Source organism: Legionella qingyii (genome assembly GCF_003990155.1).
GTDB lineage: Bacteria > Pseudomonadota > Gammaproteobacteria > Legionellales > Legionellaceae > Legionella > Legionella qingyii.
Genome location: NZ_RZGX01000021.1, coordinates 49,277 through 68,655 on the forward strand (window position 1 = coordinate 49,277; position 19,379 = coordinate 68,655).

Consider the following 19,379-nt stretch of genomic DNA (forward strand, 5'->3'; position numbering starts at 1 on the left):
TACATTGGTTCGGTTATTTTTTGAGTGAACTGCCATGTTGCATGCCAAATTGTTTCATAAAATCTTCTTTTTCCATTTTTACGAAGCCGTGATTTTCCAACTCGCTAGTAAAAAACGTTGGTATTTTAGGATTTTTAAAATCTTTATAACCCGCTTTACGTAATACATGTGTTACAGAACTAGCGCAATTATCTACACGTGGCCCTTTTTTAATTTCTGGATGGTTGTTATCAAATACATGGATGCCACACATGTCTTCAGGTGGATGAGAGCCTGTCTTCTGTAGATGTTGTTCTATAGTTAGCTGTGCGCCTTTACATCCTAATGCCAGTTTATTGATACCATTTGCTATTGGATTGTCTTTCGCAAACACAGAGTACATTCGACGTCCATCTTGTACCTCTTTACTAAACTTTTTATGTCCATTTTTTGCACCTTTAAAGGTCTCTTTAGGTACTGAAGTAACTAATACATGGTCAGCCTCATGTACATCTTGCATATGATCTGGAGCTAGTTGTCCTTTTACAGGTACGGAGCCAAAAGTCATTCCATTCAAAATACTACCGAATGGGCCTGGATAAAAGCTTGTATGATAAACTTTAGTTTTGCCTTCTTTCTTCTTAATCAGCATCGCTGATACATGCCCTGGCCCATTTTCCTGATTTGTATCTTTTACACAAACACCAATTTGGTATTCAGCTTCTGACTTAGATTGCATTTTATCACCTCAAATTACGAGGCATCCATACCCAATTAAACCCCTTGCCTGATTAATAATTATACAGATAGATCATTAACAAAGTATTAATAAGGTGAAATGCATACTGAATCAGTTATTGATGTGCTAGGAATTTTGATAAACATGTAGACCAGTTATGTAAATAAATTGATGCCCATGTTTACATATAATACAAATGATTTATTATGCTCTTACTTAGTAATAAAGTTAAAGATTGACTATGCGAAACAAGATCGAGCCTGAAAAAACGTTAATTTTTCATGAAATGGGTCATAATTCTGATGGCGAAAAAGCAGGTGCTTCTATTGAAGTTTTTTTAAAAGAGGGACTTCTATCAAAATCTATATTAAGAGCAACTGGAAGGTTGCCAAAGGAAAAAAATCTTTATGAAATAGGAATAGAAAATAGAGCGAAATGGATACAACAAAGAAGAGAAGAACTCAAAGATAATGTTGAACTATTGGCAACGATTCTTGCATTTGATGAGGAATCTGATTGGATAAATGAAGCAGCTCTTTTCTATAGACCTAATATGCCAGGGCATAGGGAAGAAAATGTATTTTTTGGTTATTTAGAACACCCATCGTCTCACTGTGATTGGGTGGCTATAGAGGCACCAGAATCTACTTTATTACATGATGCTTCTTGTCGGGACAGGGGGAATTCTGCGGAATGGATTAGAACAGCCATAACAATAGATAAATTTAGGGAGTATCGAAAAGAAGATAAAATGCCGCCAGAATGGGGATCTATTTACAATGAAACGTTAATTAAAGATAAAGTATCTCCTGATAAAATCATCGCTTACGCTAAATTAGAAAAAGAGTTAGTCAGTAGTACCAAATTAAGCAATGAAGAGTTAAATGACATTCAAGAGTTTATAAACGATAAATTAATATTTGCGACACATTTTGAAAACAAAAAAGATAATATCTTGTTACATGAAAAAGATGACAAATATCAAATTAGAGTGTCTATAAACAAGGCAAAAATAAGGGGTAAAGAAGAAAAGTTATCTGATTTTTTTAAGAGTTTTAATTCAATGAACGAGCTAATTGAAGAAGCTAAGAAACATCAGAAACCAAAAAATATAGAAGTAACTTTAAATTTAAAAAATAGACTACAAGAGATAAAACAAAGCTTTGAATATGATGACTGTAATTTTCCAAGAACGCTCAAACGATAAAACCTTCATCGGAATCAGTCATCGAGAACCAACATCATTTAATTCCATTTAAATGCAATAGGTAGGTTTTATAGAATGCATCTTGTCATTCCATTAGTTTGAGTTAGATAGTATAAACTCATGGGCGGTTTGCAACTGAATCAGAAATAAAAGACTAATTAAGCTTCATGGATAGAGTGTCCAGTTCCTCATGAATTGCTTTTTTTGCTAGCAAGACCTTGGTATAGTTGAGTGTATCACCTAAGGCTTTATCAAAAGCATCTTCATTTCCATTCAATAATAGACTTGTTGCATTAATTTGTTCAAACCCATTAATAAAGGTGAATTTCTCGCGCACTTGAGCTATCTCTAATACACCTAAAAATTCATTGAAAACATGGCCGCCACTATTGAATAATAGAATTGACATAAAACATTTCAAAAAATTAGCAAATTTTTCTTCAGTATCAAAAACCTGCTTGTTTTCGTCCTGTAATTTTATCATCAGACGTAATTGGCATAGTGTTGTTCCTGATATAGAACAGGAAAATGGATGAACTAATTTAGAAAAATTCAGGACAGGCCACGCAGCTTCTGGATCATAGGTATTTTGATCCGAGGGTTTTACAAAAGAAAATCCCGATTCTGCATAAGCAATATCATTGCGAGGCATCGGCATGCTGGTTTTCATCAAGCCAAAATGATTTGAAAAAAACGGTGATTTTTCAGATAGATAGGCTGAAGTAGGTGAGAGGGGCTTATCTTTAACTACTCGACCTCTATTCTGCTCTGAGAAAAATCCTGTTCCATATAGGTTAACAGGAACTTCAGGGTTTCTCGCATGCAACACACCGATCCAAGATGCCCGGAGAATTAATAATACTTTTTCTTTTTGCTCCTTGGATAAGCGCTGATAATTTTCATGATGCTGCACTTTTTGGAATGCATCCATATATTCAGTAGCAAAACCATCTATTTTGGGAGAAATCTTACCGTCTATAAAATCGTTAAATTTATTTCGACTTACTTCAGGTAATGTATCATAAAGTACTTTATTATATTGTAAAATATCATCTTTCTTCATTTGGTCTAAGGAGATTAATAGCGTTTCAAATGCCAAATGGGTTTCAAAATATCGTCGGGATGCATCTTCATCGATGTCTTTTTTACTGTAAGAGATTTTATATTTGTATGTTAATTGACTCTCTTTGAACAATTGTTCAATATAGTCTAAATCTGTTGAAGAAACCACGCCTTGAATATAAAATTGCTTCAAAGTGGTGCAAGTGGATTTGTCTTCTTTGTATTTATCAATTAATAACAATAACGCTTGTCCAAAAGATATTTTAGCCATAATAAAAGCTGTAATGAAAAATCAAACTGCTAATAGTATAAATATTTTTCATTAAGGAATAATTAAGGTCATAAGCGATATTTTTTAATCCTACATTAAGTAATTATGAAATCACTATTAGAAACAGGCAGTAACACTTTTTTTGTACTCAATTCGCAACTTCAAAAAATCGCTTTGAAAACTACAGCGATTGATGAGAACAAGGTTAGTATAAATCGAACAAATAAACTATTTGGCAGTTTTGGTGAAACACTGGTTATTTTTCATGAGGCAGGCTCTGCATTAGGTCAATTTATTATTAATTTCCAAAACGAATTGCTCAATCATTTCCCCAAAGCAATTCAAAATCTGGAAGCTCAACAATTCATCAGTGAGAATAACGAACGCATAGGACCAACTTCCTTTGCTCCGATTACTAATCTCCATACTACTATCGCCGCACTAAGAGTGATTGATTCATATGATGAAAACAGCTGGAACAATTGCCTGATGCAATCCTATTTGTATGCGAAATTAACACAATATCAACCAGAAATGGAAGAAATTGAAATCATTGAACTGAGCAAAATTATGCTTCTTGATAACATGGATTTAGATAAAGTTCTCAATACGTTAGCGCCAACTCTTTCAAGAAAAATATTAGGAATAGAGGACGAGGCTACTGATATTCTTCATTTTGTCAAAATCCAATGCCATACATCATTACTTAGTGACACGGTAGAGCAATCGTTAGTCGCTCAAATCCAAAAAAAACCTATCGTTGAATTGGAGTTGGAATCCATATCATTAAATACAAATGGAAGCTTAGGAATAAGGTGGAAATTAAATGAACAAATTATGGATTTACGAGGAGCCCTTAGTCAAATAGGTGGAATTGCCAAGCATGGTGCCCAGGTGCTCACGACTACTATAGGATATTTCCCTTATTGCTCTGAGCATTGTCGCGATGAAATAAAACAAGTTCTTCAAGAAATCATTTCGAAAGTTGAGTCCGCTGAAAATTGCCCCCCTAAATTTCTTCTAAATTTAACGGACCTACAATTGGTTCAGTTTTCACGAAATGATTTACATCAAAATTTTATTAAAAAAACATTATTTCTCGATCAACAACATATTTCAAACATGATCCAGCAGCAAGAGTTTCCTGGTAAACGGTTGTCTCATTAAAAATCATTGACATTTTGTTAAATAATTGCTTATTTGTCCAATTTTCTACAGTCGAGATGTACTAAGCCTCCAACATGACCTGGACATAAAAATATTCAGTATACAGTGCGACACACTAAAATTGTCCCAATGAAATTTGTAGAACTCTGGGATAATTAAAAACTAATGGAAATTTCCAGAGTTCCAAGCTTGGACCTCGTCCAGGAGATTTTTTCTAAGAAGTGTTATGACTCTTGGCTTGGGCTATCGCTCTTTAATGTGTTTTACTCTGCACGAGCATTTTATTAGTTAATGCTATTGCCAGGGCTGAAACAAGTAAGGTTAAATGTATTATTACTTGCCACATTACCGAGTAATTACTCAGTTTGTTCGGATCAATAAACGTTCTTAATAAGTGAATTGATGAGATACCGATTAATGAAAGAGCAAGCTTTATTTTCATAGCCCCTGCATCGAGATGATCGAGCCACTCTGGTTGATCAGGGTGAGATTCAAGGGCAAGATGAGAAACAAAGGTTTCATATCCCCCCATAACAACCATAATCAGTAGATTTGCAATCATTACTACGTCAATTAGATCTAATACCCCAAGCATAATGAGTGTATCATCAAAACTATTAAGGTGGGTTATTAATTCAAAGAGCTCATGAACAAAACGATAAACATACGCAGCCAGTATTAAAATAAGTCCTAAATAGAGCGGAAGTTGCAGCCATCTACCCATAAAAATAAACTTGCTAATGCCTTTTTTGAAATTATTCATAAAAATTTACACCATTTACATATTAAAAATTCTTTTTATCCAATCATATTGAATGGTACTTGTGTCCTGATTTATCTAATTCCCTAAATCTAAAATAGATTTATTTAAAATGTAATAAAATCTACTTTATTTTGAGTTCCATGTTTAAAAAATTAGCTAAACAATTAACTTATAATTGTAGCCTGAGCCAGCGTAGCGGAACCCGGTTTTGTATCACAGATTTTTCGGGTTACTGCTCTCCTTCAATTAGGCTACAATTGAACTTTATTACTCGAACAATTCAAGTATTACGGTGCTTCTGTAATTGTAATCACAGAAGAAACACCTTGGGCTTTGGTATTAGGATTATACATTGCTTCGGCGTATGCAGGTGGAACAATGTATTTTCCTATATTCACAGCCTTGATTTTATAAACAATTTCTTTAGCAGCAGACTCAACACCACCAAAAAAATTCACTCTATCTTCACGTACGTCAACATAATCCATTGTATTATTATTTTTTACAGAGTCATTAACCACTTCAAATCCGCCAGGTAATAGGTCCTCAATCGCGATATTGGATAAATAATCGCTACCTAATGCACGAATTTGAATATGTACTTCAATTTCACTCCCTAGGGTTGTTGAACTAATCACATTTCCTTTGGCATCTTTATATTCTCGGAAGATTTCCAAGCCCTGTTTTAATGGAGCATTCGGAATAACTCGATTAAAACCTGATTGCATGAGCTGATAGAAAAATGTTTTCTTGTCAGGATTGTTAAAGCGAATTTTTTGGACATCAGATTCAATATCAATTTTTTGATAGTCCACATTCGCAGCAGGGATATTAACCTCTTTATTATTGTCCATGATTTTTGTCATTGATAAAGCAGGTGCCTGATCATTTGATAAAGCTGGATGATACGCCCCTAAAGCCAAGCTCGTAAAACCAGATAAAACCGTATTGATTTCATCATTATTGATCGCTTGAATTAAGCGCTTAACCAGTCCATCTCCAACTTGTGGTAATAAATTAGGAAAATGTTTGGCTACAAGATATAAATACTGAGCATCAGCAATTGCACTGCTATAAAAATCAGTAATATAGGCTTGATTATTTTGTGGCTTGTACAAACCAATTAATTGATTTGCTTCATCATGGCTTTGCAGCAATTGATATGAAGCAGCAATATAGGCTGTTGAAATATCTGTTTGCCAAGCCTTTGTTTGATCTTTTTCCAGATACAATTGCAAGTTAGCCAGATAATTGGTAGTTACTATTTCATTACGAGTTAAAATGTAAATGGCATAGGCTTGAATTCTTGCTGCATCCATATCTGTTACATTTTGACTTGCCAAGGTTTTAAGGTAATTAATCCCATTAAAGAAAAGGTCACTAGGAATATTAAATCCTTGGGTTTTCGCTTCAGTCAGAAAGTGCATTGCATAAACTGAGGAAAAATCATTACCCTGATTGTCACCCAGTCCTGGCCAATAACTAAATCCGCCATTAGACATCTGCCTTTGGCTTAACATTTGAATTGTAGCGTTTACTTTTTCATTAACTTGTTTTGCTTCGCCACCAAATCCAGTTTGATTATTCATTGCTAATAATGGAAGGGCTTTACTTGTTAATTGCTCTGTACAACCATAAGGATAATTATCCAGGTAACGTTGTAAACCAAATACCAAAATCATGGGGCTAGTAGAAGCAGTTGCATTTGCTTTGCGATATTCAGGATATAATGTTTGCATAACATCCAAAGTTTTTTGGGCATCTGTTGATTTACCACTATTGATGTAAGTACTAAGCGGTGTAGCAGGTCTGACACTAAGCGTCGCACTCATAGTACTGGACTTGTCGCCCATGCTTGCTTTAAAGCTCAACTTGGCGTCACCTAAAAGTGATTTGGCTTTTAATTTAAAATGAACAGTTTGTTCATGGCCTTCCGCAATTTCTAATGTTTGTGTCGGAGAGCCAATTACTTCGATTTCAGGTGAAGCAATCAAATCTACATTAACGAGAGCGTGCTCTCCAGAACCTTTAATGTTATTTGCAATTGATGAAGAGATTTCAAACTCATCACCCGGTGCCACAAAAGTTGGAACATTGGGATTAATAATAAAATCTCCGCGAATTTCGGCAGAGGTCTCTTGTGAACCGACTGAGTCAGATGATACCGCTACTGCCATGACTCGTAATGTTCCATTAAAGTAGTCGGGAACTTGATACACTAACTGATGGGCACTTGAATCAGTATCAACAATCCCTGACCAATAAGCTACGGGTAGATCAGTTTTTCGTTTGAAAGGATTTAGACGACTTGCCATACCTTCTTCACCATTGTCACCGCCAACAGCAGAAAGCTCACGATCCTGAATGAATTTGGGCATGATTTGATCCACTGTTTGTTGGGTCAAAACTTCAAGAGCATGCTTTTGGAAGAAAAATGATAAAGGATCCGGAGTCTCATAGCGTGCTACTTGTAAAATACCTTCATCAACAGCAAACACAATAATTTTTCCTGGTTTATCTGTGTGATAATCAATAGTGAATGGTTCACCAGGACGTGCTACGGCGGCGGTTTGCAGATCAATTTTTACATCGTGAGTCTCATGATTGACAGTGAAAGGGGCAACGCTATAGCTGAGTGGGCTAATGAAGAGTTCAGGTGAGCTCCAATCGCGTATAAAGGCGACATTAATATATCCATCTCCTTGAAAATCAGCAGGGATGTGAATGGTTTGCACTGAATTTGTTGTATCTGTTTTAAACCATTGAGCTGCATAAACCTTATCACGTTCTATAGTAATTAAGCCAGAGCCAGTATAGGGTGCGGTGATTTGAATCTCAATGTCCTCATTGGCTTGATACTCAGTTTTATTGAGTTTGATTGATAATTCGGCATTTTTAGCTAGAGGCTGTTGACTGGCACCTACCACACTGAATTTTAACTGATTAAGTACAGTATTATCTTTTCCAAGAATGCTTAAGGAAAAATCGCCAATTTGTTGTGTGGGTAGAGGATAATCAGCTCCTTGAGCAGAGATATTAAATGGGGTGGTGCTGACAACTGTAGATTGAATAACCGATTGATATTGATAAGTACCATCAGCTTTTTTAACTAGAGTTGTAACTGGATGTAAAGAAACCAGTTGTATCTTTAAGTCTTTAATTTCTTCTTTATTTAATTGGGGGTTAATCGCAATATAATTAACGCTTCTGGTGCTATTTTGCTTAATAAAAGATAAGTCACCATCCGGTTTGTATCCAACAAAATAGGGTAGAGGACTAATCAATGTTTTAGTTTGGCTTGTTACACTACGACCGCCTTCCGATTCAAAACCTTCGGCAAAAAATGTTAATTGATAAGTCGCTTTTTCAAAACGGTCAAGATTCAAATCAAATTCTGCTTCACCTTTATTGTTTGTTTTACCGTCATTTAATGTTTCAGTGAACACCTTAGGTGGTTTTTGGGGATCTAGTAAAGGATCAATAAAGACGTAATCGGGATATTTATCAAATTCAACTTTTTGAGGAACTAATAAAATTTTAGCGCTGATTTTTCGGTCAGTAGCAGGGGCGCCATATAAATTCCAAAGAGTTACCTCTCCTTTTAATCCCGAAGGAGAACTCCACCCAGCTGATGGCTTTGGAGAGAGACTAGTAGAAATTCGCATTCTATCTGGTAAAAATTCGGAAATACGAATACTTGTAGAACCAAGTAAGTTTTGTGGGTATCCATCTTTAACTAGATACAAATTAACCATGTACTCGCCGGTGGGCGAGCTTGCATTTGTTGTGAAATCCAGATCCATATACCCCAAATCATTAAGGGTAATTTTTTCATCTTTAATTGTAGTTCCTCTTGAATCAACTACAGTTGCTTGTAGTGGTAACCCTCCAGGTTGCGGTTGAGCATAAGCTTGCTTGACTATCATACCAATATGAACTGTATCCCCTGGTCTGTAGATCCCTCTATCAGAAAAAAGATAAGCACTTAAGCTGTGTAATTCTTGATTATTAGTATAAAGACCACCAATATCGAATTTAGAGAAATTTAATTGTCTATTCGCATTGTTGAATGGAATAAATGAAACATCATTATTTAATTGAGCCAAATATACAGTAGGTTCTCTATCATCTACAAAGTCTTTTAAAGGCGGAAAATTCACTCGACCTTGTGCATCACTGACGCGGGATAGAATAGGCAAGCCATTTTTACCTAAAACAGTTACTGTTGCATTAGCAACTGGGGTTCCTTGCGTTATGGAATCAACAAAAACGTCATGGCTGCCATCTTGATTGTCTTTTACCAACAATGCCAGATCAGTAATTAAAATCATACGGCTTGCTTTTACATCCAATGCAGTTTTATTTGTAGTATCCCATCCAGTGGCTTGTAACAAAAATAATCCTTGAGGACCCAGTGTATTCGTATTCATTGTTAAATACTTACTGAAGTCAAGCGCGGTATACTGTTGCTTTGCTAAATCTGAAATATCAAATTCTTGAATTTCTGAAGATATTTGACTGATATTTTGTTGATTAAATGTAGGATTAATAAAATATGGATTGTTAAAATCGCCCTGGGTTTGAGTGACTAATTGGTTAATATTTTCTGGCAATACGCGTGCGAAATCAAACTTTACCGCAGGCACACCTCGGACCAATACTGATAGTTTTTTCTCCCCACTTAAAGCAAGAAGCGAACCTTTGTGCAGGAAACTGATCTCTTTAGGTATTGTAGGAACAGGGATGATCGCTGCATACTCATTTCCTAACGTAAAATTACCAAAGCTCCGCATTCCTTTATCTATTTTAATATAGATATATTGGGGGGTATCGGCCTTAAATTTGAAACTATGCAAGGTAGAGTAGTTTTGCTCTGTAGGTATCTCTTCTTTGGCTAAAGGCTTAGCTAGAGCCAGGACCGCTTTGGTCACTTCCCCTGGATTTTGCCATTGATAATTCTCTTTAGCCGCTTCAGCGACTGTTGCAGGACGATCTTTAGGTAATAAATAAATATGAACTGATTTATTAAACTCATTTTCATTTATACCCAGTGAGGTTTCAACATTCAGTACTTGCTCAGGTCTGTCTTTATCGTTACGGATAATAGATGCCGAAGCAGAAAGAACTTTAAGAAAATCTTGGGCACTAGGGATCAGGAGATTTTGCGATAATTCATTTTGCAATTGGGCAGAATCAGTAGATGAAGTCACATTTTTGTTTAAGGTTAAGCGTAAAAACCGTGCTACATTGTCTATTTTTATTGTTTCTGAATGTAAATAGGCTACACGCTTATTTTTATCATATGTAAAAGTAACAGAAAGTTTTTCGGCCGCAGGTCCTGATTTCGTTTGATACACCAATGAAGCGTTTTTTTCCAAACTTTTAGGATTAACTGGAAAATTAAATTCTATAGTAGCTACGGCATTTCTAATTTCAGCATGTACTGGATCTTGATACAGTTTAAATTCAGTTATTTTTCCGTTAAAAGAATGAGTAGAAAAGGCATACTCATGGCGTTCCATAATTGCACTGGATGTAAAAAAGTCAGGGGCAAAACGTATTGTAAATTTTTGTCCTGCGGGCCAATATTCCGAGGGGGTAAAAACTAATTGACTGTCGGTATTCCATGTCCATGTTCCAGGCATTTGGGGAGTCATTTCTATGCCTTCAGTGACAGTTTTTCCAACCTGGCTAAGCGGTGCTACTGATTGATTAATAAATCCGTTATTTTTTATTCCAAAATCAATAATCAAGTTGTTAGCAACTAATTGTTCTTCAGTATTTGGTGTTATGTCTGGAACTGTAATTTGCGCAGTGGTATAAATAGGTTTTGGTAAATTTTTATACCAATGTATTGAATAGCCAGCAATAATTAAAATGAGCACTATTAAAAGGCTACTTCCCCAAAACATTTTTGGAGATGATTTTGATTTATAGCACAAGTACTTCATCCACGGTGGGCTACGCCAGTTTAATTTGCCAAATACAGATGATAATGCATTTAGTATTATAGTTAGCGGATTTTTATTCATCATTTATTCCAAGTGGTGAATTGTGCCAAAAAATTTTGCACATATTTTATTCTATTTAGGGCATAATAGCGACTATGAACAAAATATTTAAAAAACTTAGCATAATATTTGTTGCGATATTTGTCAGCGTCTATTTGCTATTATTTTTTCTGCCAAAACCTACTTTGTTAGACGACGTAAGTTTTTCTAAAGCGGTTTATGATGACAATCATAAGTTATTGAGATTGACATTAAGCCAAGATGAGAAATATCGATTGTTTACACCTTTATCGCATATATCAAATCAGCTGATCGAAGCTACCTTATTACAAGAGGATCAATATTTCTATTGGCATTATGGCGTTAATCCTTGGGCAACAATAAAAGCCATATGGCAAACGTATGGCGCACAATCGCGTAGGATAGGTGCTTCTACAATTACCATGCAAGTTGCTCGGATGCGTTATGGCATGAATTCAAAAAAAATATCAGGGAAATTATTGCAGATCATCCGTGCCATACAAATTGAAATGCACTACAGCAAAAAAGAAATTTTGGAAGCCTATTTAAATTTGGCACCTTATGGTGGAAATGTTGAAGGAGTAGGGGCAGCAAGTTTGGTATATTTTGGAACATCTGTTAATCAAATTACTTTGCCGCAATCCTTAACTTTAAGCATTATTCCGCAAAATCCTGGTAAAAGGACACCTAATAATAAGGAATTAAAAAAAATTAGAGAGCATTTATTAGGACGATGGTTAAATAAACATCCGGAAGATCATAATAAAAAGGGCATGTTTGCCTTACCTTTGGTGATGCAAAATACACATATGCTCCCTTTTAGGGCACCACATTTTGTAAATGAGATTTTGTATGATCCAGCAACTAAACAGCAAAGTATTGATACCACTTTGGATTATCGTAGCCAAATGATTATCGAACGTATTACGCATCATTATCTCGCCAGAAAAAGGGGGATTGGTGTAAATAATGCAGCTGTTTTACTCGTTGACACCCGAGATATGGGCATTAAAGGTATGTTGGGTTCGGCTGATTTTTTTAATCCTGGCATTAGCGGACAAATTAATGGTACAGAAACAAAACGGTCGCCTGGATCCACACTAAAGCCATTTATCTATGGGTTGGCTTTGGATCAAGGCTTAATTCACCCAGATACAGTTTTAAAAGATGTTCCGCATAGTTTTAATGGTTATAACCCAGAGAACTTTGATTATGATTTTATGGGGCCTATTAAAGCTAAGGATGCTTTAGTTTTGAGTCGTAATATTCCTGCAATTTATCTTGCCAATCAATTATCTAATCCGACATTACATCAATTATTGGAAAAGGCTCAAATCAGTCAATTACGTTCTGAATCCTACTATGGTCTATCACTGAGTTTAGGTGGTGTGGAATTAACGATGAAAGAGCTTGTCAGTTTATATGCCATGTTAGCTAATGATGGACTTTGGTATCCAATTCGCGCATTTAAAAATGAAGCGAAGCCCAAAGGGGTGCGTTTGCTTAGCCCAGAGGCAAGCTATCTAGTATTAGATATGCTTAAAAATACTCCACGTCTGGATGATGTTTCCAGGGCTTGGTCTCGTTTGCCGATTTCCTGGAAAACTGGAACTTCATCAGGTTATCGCGATGCGTGGGCAGTAGGAGTATTCGGCCCTTATGTATTAGCAGTCTGGGTGGGAAATTTTGACAATAAAGCCAATCCAGCATTTATTGGTAAAGATATCGCTGCTCCCTTGTTTTTTGAATTAGTTGATGCATTAAAACATGAACATGGGCCCATACATGCTTTAGAAAAACATCCAGAACAGATGAATCTGAAAAAAGTAGAAGTATGCAAGGCCTCAGGAATGCTTCCTACTCGTTATTGCAAAGATACTGAGTGGAGCTGGTTTATTCCTGGAAAATCTCCAATAAAAACAGATACAATTTATCGAGAGGTTGCTATTAATAGCAAGACAGGTTTGCGTACTTGTCACATTGATGAACATACGCGCTTTGAAATTTTTGAGTTTTGGCCTTCAGACTTACTGAGTATTTTTAAGCGAGCTGGAATACAAAGACATATTCCACCATTTTTTGAGTCTGATTGTAACTTATCTGGAAACTCTGGTATTAATCCGCACATTACTTCGCCACAAAACGGTATCAGCTATATTATTCGGGCTGATTCGCAGCAAAATAATACCATTCCTCTTACTGCCGTAACTGATGCAGGCATTGCTAATGTCTATTGGTTTATTAATGAGACATTTATTGCAAAAACTAAAGCAGGAGAGTCGTACTTATGGAACGCAAAACCAGGAAAATTTGTTGTCAGAATAGTAGATGATCATGGCCTATCTGATGCACGTGATATTTATGTTCAATTGGATAGTTAATTAAGCTTATATAAGCATAGTTGTAACGCAGCGGAACCTACGATTTTGATTTGATGAAAATGAATTAGGCTCTGTTGACAATTGCTTCATTAACCTACGTCCTGCTCTTTATGCGCGTAATCCAAGTAAAGGCAGCATTAAACAATAGCTACATTTTAGTGTGTCTCTGTATAGAGCACGCGCATAAAGCAGGCGGAATTAAATGAAATATCAACAGACTCTAGTTTTATAAAAAAACATTTACATGAGACAAAAATTTACACATAATTGATTCTTTTTTTTCAATTACAGAATGAAACGATTTTTTAAAACTCTTAAGCAACAAATTTCTTTTGAAGAATATTTGCGAAATACTTTGATTATAGCCAAGCGAATTGTTTCAGATTCCGGTAAACAACGTTATAGCAGTGCTCAATTAGAATTGGCACTTGTCGCTTTTGCGGATCTTACAACATTAAAACAAGAAATGGATGATGATATTGAGGTAGAGTTTCCCGAACTAGAGTGTGATTGGATTGTTGGTTTTGACTGGCTTGACCTTTCTGTAAGCTTTGGTGATGAAGATGCTATTGAATATTTTAAAAGTAATATGCAAAGAATAGATTTTTCAACCCAGTACGAAAAATATAAAAAAAAATATCGCCCAGATTGTGCTTTACAACTTTATGAAGAAAACGGTAATGCCCTAGAGTTCTAGATACAATTTACCAGGCCTAACTAGAAAGGACTAGGATTAATTCAAAGCACTGCTATGCTAACCTAAGCTGTGATTGTATTCTTTTTTAATAATTACAATTTCCGGTATATCCCATTATTAAAAATCAGGTAGTTATCACCGTACATACTAAGCAGATATAAACAGTTCCAAATAATATGCATGGTCATTGATTTCAAGAAAATCCAATGTGTTGCAGTTAAGGTCAAATTGAGGTAGATTTTGGCAAAAACTTATCATGATGACATAAATTATGTTTTTAAAACGATTTCCTGAAAATTCACTTATTAAAAAAATTAAAATTAGCGGTCCTTTTATTAGCATTTATGTACCTGAAGCTCAATTAGAAAATTTTCAAAAAAAATATGAACAGCTATTAAGTCGATACTCAGTTTTATCGATTGGCGAAGGAATGATGCACGATTTTGCTCATTATACTCATAACAAAAGCCTCTCATTTCTTTTCGCAAAAAAATCAAACAAAGAGCAGAATGAACATTTTCATTTCATTTTACCTGCAACAGCTACTGAAGCTAACTTAACAACATTTTTAAACTTTTTTGAAGATAAAGACTTAAGTAAAGAACAAAAACAACAACTCTTAAAAGAGTTTAAGGAGCACTCCAATACAGTGACTCTAGAAACATTATCAGAGCAAATTAAATCTTATAAGTATATCATATCCGCTTTGTTAAAACGGGACTATTACCTTTCAAAAATAATGCCATTAATTACTGAAATGGTTAATAACTTAGAGCCTTATTTGAGTGGTAATCCAGATGAGTCTGTTGATATATCTCCATCGATTATGATCAAGGTGGGTGAGCATCAAGTATCTGCTTGTGATGCTTACAATAATCTTACTGCATTTTTAACCCACGTAGGATTTTTATCATCCTTTGAACAGATTATTGACCAATTAAATAAAGGTGGGAAAGAAGCAGCTACAACTGAGACAATAAATAAACTAAATGCACTCTTCCATTCTGCATCTACAACTCCATTCCCTAATTTTAGTACATCACCTTATCTACTCAATGAATTGGTAGCACATTTCCCCTTCATTGATGGGAATTTAAATAATCTATACGAAATGCTTAAACAACAATTCGCAAGTCAGTTAGAAACAGAAGAGCTTATTTTTGTCCCACAAATAACTAATCTTCCTCCTGAGGATATTTCCTATAATGAAGCAATACTTTTCTTAAGTAAGCAGGGAAATATGGGATTAAAAATCATGGAAGCTATGGCTCGCTTGCAAGAAGGAAAAAGGAGTTCGAATCCTTATTGGATTAACAGTGGTACAAAACTTCAGGGTATAGTTGATGCCGTATTAAATCTTAAAAATAGAGAAGAAGTCCTAGGAAAAATAGTTCAAAATCCCGAGTCCGAGCTTTACTTGGCGCTTAATAAGCCCCGTCTTTTACCTTTAACTTTCTTAGGAAGTTTTTCTGTTAACAAATCAAAATCAATGATGAAAGTTGAGGCTGAAATTTCAAGTTCACTTACATGCTAATAAGCATGAAAATGGACATAGTAGCTTGCTAGATTTTGGATAATTGGATAATTCACAGTTGGCAGCTATGCACATTATTAGATATTAGAGAGTTGATGATACGTAGAATAGAGAATATATAAGACAGCTACTAATGAAATAAACAAACTCCCATAATAAAATAATTCATTATCCCTAGGAAAATGAATCACTTCCATAACTTTTTAATCGACATTGAAGAGGCTCCTCATCTTTATTTTTAATGAGAAAATATTAGCCTATAGGCTACCATATATCGAAAAATGGATAGCCATGTTGGAGATTTGATCTAAGGAATAGATTTTCTGCTGAAGCAATCATGTGATTGTCTTCGATACTTGCAATCCATGATAGTTCAGCAATGTTTGAACGTATTTATTGACTAATTGTAGGCAAGTATTCAATTGAAGTAGCTTTGGTCATATCAATTGAAACTTCTAAAGAATCACTAAACTCTTCTTTAAACTCGTCTGATTCTAAGTAAAGAGACAACATATTTTTAAATGCAGTTAAAGCAATTTCCAGTTCTTTAGGATCCCATTTAATCGCAAATTGATTTGTGGGTTCCGACTTTGATTTGGCAATGAGATCAAACATTAGACCTGGTTTTGGGCCTCGCAAAGGAACACCAGCAATAAATTCATGCTCAGGATCGCCTCTGCCCCAAAGATGAAGATGGAGCATACCTGGCTCCTCTTCATTTCCAATAATAGTTTCGCGTGTTTTCTCGTCAAAGGAGTGTGAATTGTTACCAAGCTGAGCAAATTGGGGGATAAGTCCCATTTTTTCATAGACTCGTTCCATCATTGCAGTCACTTCATTTAATCCTCTTTCTTCAGCAACTGTATATGGACGATTCAGCGCCGAAGGAATATCCGAGTTACTGTCATTCAGATATCTTATTATGGACCTGTATCCTCTGCAGTCAGTAGGATTTAAAATAATTGAGTAATTGTATTTACCTTTTAACTTTACGTGCGCAATTGATGTTCCCGCTTTAGTGTAATCTATAGCCCAATGATCTTTCGGATAGTTATATTTAAAGAATTTAATTGAGTTAAGATAACTGCTACGTGCATCTGCAACAATTATTTTTTCATGCATGTTGTTTTCCCTTAAATTAAGTAAACTGACATTGGCAGCTGATAGCGAAGGAAAAATAAATAAACCGATGTGAAGAAATAGTTTTAATAAAATAATTTTACTTACACGTTGAGATATTAATGCCATTTTTTATCCTATTTCAATATAAATCATCTAAGTAACTTACTGCTTAATATTTTGCTCTCTTCCGGGCTTTCTAACTGGACATCGCTCTTATTTGCAGACACCACAGGAGAAAAGAATGTAACTAACTCTTTTTTTAAATGCTGTTTGCTTGCTAAAACCTGGGCATAAATCGAAGTATCATTCATTGCATACTCAAGAAATGCTCCGACATCGGGATCAAATCTGAAATATTTGGTTAAATCCAGAGTAACATTATTTTCCTTAAAAACCTCTTGGATCACTGGGTCATGTAAAACATCTATAACTTCAAGCATGCTATGATATCCACGCTTTGTGTATACTGCCACTAATTGCACCAAAAATAGATTAATATCCTGACTTAAATTTGGATCCTTTCGATTTGCTTGCATATAGTAATTGAGCATAAACACAATATTGCATGTATGTCCTGAGACTGAGCCCACATAGGCTGCACGAGAGCGGTTATTAGACCAAAACCACTGTGGCGGTTCTACTTCCTTCTTTGGTGAAACTTCACTGGAGTCAACCAACATATTACGCATAGGAACACGTTGTGCATCAAAGAACGTAGCCGAAGTTGAACGCATTACGCCACCGGAAGAATTCCAGGTATCTTCCCCAACTTTATCAGCAGAGGTCTCAAATTTTCTTTCTAATATTCCAGTTGATTTTGCTCTTGGAATTCGATCTCTTCTATGATAAACATGACACGCTTTCATAAACCGTTCTAGTTTTTCTGCATTGTATTTTTCTTTATCCTTATATCCGTTAGCAAAAATACTAATTTTTCTTTCCATTTCTATGGGAGAGTTTACAATACCTTCAGGACCAAGGAAAAAATATAATATCTTGTTCGTAGCATTTAGTGTTTGGAACCTTAACTTATTGTCATCAAATAAGTTGTTCAAAGGGCAATTTAGATTATTACTAAATATGGTTTCTTCCGAATGCGTTAATCCATTAATGTATTGCGCAAGGCGTGTTTCAAAAAAACGTCGTGTATCATTTCCTTGAGGATCACACATTCTAACTTCTTGACATATAGCGCGGATAAATTTCTCATATCCTAAAGGGAACTCTTTGGGTAAGGCTAGATGTTGAAAATGTTGTCCAATTGATTCAATACACGCTTCATAGTCAACAAATAAATAGTTAGCAGACAGCTTTTGTAAAAATTGTTTTGAAGCAAGATTATTTGATTTTAAGTAGCCGATCGTCAAGGTAATGAAAATTGATTGATCTATTTCTTTAGTTATAACCTGTAAATATTGTTTGTGAGTGATTAAGACCGGTATATAATTTTTATCACCAATAGAGGGTCTAAAACCAGGCAATAATGAATCAAAAGATAAATCTGTAAGTTGTGAAAGTACAGACATTCTGACTTGGACTTCAGTCTGCTCCAGAAGTCTTGGAAGTAATTCTTTCTTTGCACGCATGCTGAGGCAAATACCTGATTTATCATTTGATGATTCGGGTATTGATTGAAATACATTTAATAATAGAGAAATTAATGGCTTCACTTCTTCTTTAGCGAGCTCTTTTTGAACGAGCCCCAAAACAGGGGAGTTCAATATAGCGAGAGGGGCTTTATTATGCAAATCCAAAAGATTAGTATGGTGTTCAAAATATGAAATATCATAAAGAGCGATCTCTATCATGAGCTCTTTAAAGAGTGCTATATTTTTGCTCAAAATAGCTTTCAGAAACATAGCTTTCAAATGCTGCCTTCGATCTTTATCACTTTTGTTAATTTCATGGATTACAAAAGAGAATAATGTTTCAAGAGAAAAACTATTGGATTGAAGCGGAGTATTTTGCACTAATGCAGAAGACAGTATAGAAGAGGCACTGGCTTTATTTTGATTCTTTAAAAACTTGTCCTTCTGAAGGAGTTTTTCTTCAAGTTGAATTCTTGTTTTATCAGCGGGTTGTAGAATTAATTTACGAGTATTCTCAGATGCTTTTATAACTAAATTAGCTGTTTTATCTGAAGCAGAAACAACAAGATCTCTGGTTTCTTGAGCCGCTTTACTTACCAAGGCAATAATATCTTTATAGCTTAGCATGCCTGAAGGCCTCTCCACGTGTCATTGTTGCCTAATATACCTCGAAATAATTAAGGAAAAATTAAGAGAAATGTAAATCACCCCTGTTTACAGGGCGATTTCATCAAAGTTTAAAAACCAATCACTTTTCTTAAGTATTGAGTAGAAAGAGCAGCTTTCATTCTTTTTAAAGCAATACCATCCTGAGAGGATTTGTCCTCTTCCAGCAA

General features: G+C 35.2%; 12 protein-coding genes. 5 read left to right on the forward strand and 7 right to left on the reverse strand.

The genetic code is table 11. From position 1 onward, the window contains the following. Positions 1 to 13: 13 nt before the first annotated feature. Positions 14 to 718: a hypothetical protein gene (locus ELY20_RS14115; RefSeq protein WP_110143406.1), complete on the reverse strand. Its 705-nt coding sequence runs from the start codon at positions 716 to 718 to the stop codon at positions 14 to 16. 241 nt (positions 719 to 959) lie between these two features. Between ELY20_RS14115 and ELY20_RS14120 the strand changes: the two genes are divergently transcribed. Beyond that, a complete protein-coding gene (locus tag ELY20_RS14120; protein ID WP_110143405.1) occupies positions 960 to 1,925 on the forward strand; it encodes a hypothetical protein in 966 nt (321 codons plus the stop codon). Between the two features lie 154 nt (positions 1,926 to 2,079). On the opposite strand, the gene ELY20_RS14125 is transcribed toward ELY20_RS14120, so the two are convergent. Beyond that, entirely contained in the window at positions 2,080 to 3,258 is a 1,179-nt protein-coding gene (locus ELY20_RS14125) for a hypothetical protein (RefSeq protein ID WP_110143404.1), read from the reverse strand. A 105-nt stretch (positions 3,259 to 3,363) separates the two neighbouring features. Between ELY20_RS14125 and ELY20_RS14130 the strand changes: the two genes are divergently transcribed. Next, positions 3,364 to 4,425, forward strand: a complete 1,062-nt coding sequence (locus ELY20_RS14130; protein WP_110143403.1) for a hypothetical protein — start codon at positions 3,364 to 3,366, stop codon at positions 4,423 to 4,425. A 253-nt stretch (positions 4,426 to 4,678) separates the two neighbouring features. Here the strand turns inward: ELY20_RS14130 and ELY20_RS14135 are convergent, their stop codons facing one another. Both ELY20_RS14135 and ELY20_RS14140 read right to left on the reverse strand, forming a co-directional pair. After that, positions 4,679 to 5,188 carry a TIGR00645 family protein gene (locus ELY20_RS14135; RefSeq protein WP_110143402.1) on the reverse strand — a complete coding sequence of 170 codons (510 nt, stop codon included), beginning with the start codon at positions 5,186 to 5,188 and terminating at the stop codon, positions 4,679 to 4,681. A gap of 287 nt (positions 5,189 to 5,475) precedes the next feature. Continuing rightward, positions 5,476 to 11,220 carry an alpha-2-macroglobulin gene (locus ELY20_RS14140; protein ID WP_110143401.1) on the reverse strand — a complete coding sequence of 1,915 codons (5,745 nt, stop codon included), beginning with the start codon at positions 11,218 to 11,220 and terminating at the stop codon, positions 5,476 to 5,478. A gap of 74 nt (positions 11,221 to 11,294) precedes the next feature. On the opposite strand from ELY20_RS14140, the gene pbpC reads away from it, so the two are divergent. From pbpC to ELY20_RS14155, 3 genes are all read left to right on the forward strand, one after another. Continuing rightward, complete coding sequence (gene pbpC, locus ELY20_RS14145; RefSeq protein ID WP_110143400.1) at positions 11,295 to 13,601, forward strand: penicillin-binding protein 1C; 2,307 nt, start codon at positions 11,295 to 11,297, stop codon at positions 13,599 to 13,601. A gap of 292 nt (positions 13,602 to 13,893) precedes the next feature. After that, the gene (locus ELY20_RS14150) at positions 13,894 to 14,298 is read left to right on the forward strand and encodes a hypothetical protein (RefSeq protein WP_110143399.1); all 405 of its coding nucleotides are present in this window, start codon (positions 13,894 to 13,896) and stop codon (positions 14,296 to 14,298) included. A gap of 271 nt (positions 14,299 to 14,569) precedes the next feature. Continuing rightward, a complete protein-coding gene (locus tag ELY20_RS14155) occupies positions 14,570 to 15,832 on the forward strand; it encodes a hypothetical protein (RefSeq protein ID WP_110143398.1) in 1,263 nt (420 codons plus the stop codon). Positions 15,833 to 16,225: 393 nt separating this feature from the next. Here the strand turns inward: ELY20_RS14155 and ELY20_RS14160 are convergent, their stop codons facing one another. The 3 genes from ELY20_RS14160 to ELY20_RS17025 form a co-directional block, all read right to left on the reverse strand. Next, a complete protein-coding gene (locus ELY20_RS14160) occupies positions 16,226 to 17,080 on the reverse strand; it encodes a hypothetical protein (protein ID WP_110143397.1) in 855 nt (284 codons plus the stop codon). Positions 17,081 to 17,103: 23 nt separating this feature from the next. Further along, a complete protein-coding gene (ceg14, locus tag ELY20_RS14165; RefSeq protein WP_110143396.1) occupies positions 17,104 to 19,170 on the reverse strand; it encodes a Dot/Icm T4SS effector Ceg14/sidL in 2,067 nt (688 codons plus the stop codon). A 110-nt stretch (positions 19,171 to 19,280) separates the two neighbouring features. Further along, positions 19,281 to 19,379: hypothetical protein (locus tag ELY20_RS17025; RefSeq protein WP_233590492.1), on the reverse strand; the 99-nt coding region annotated here is incomplete at its 5' end.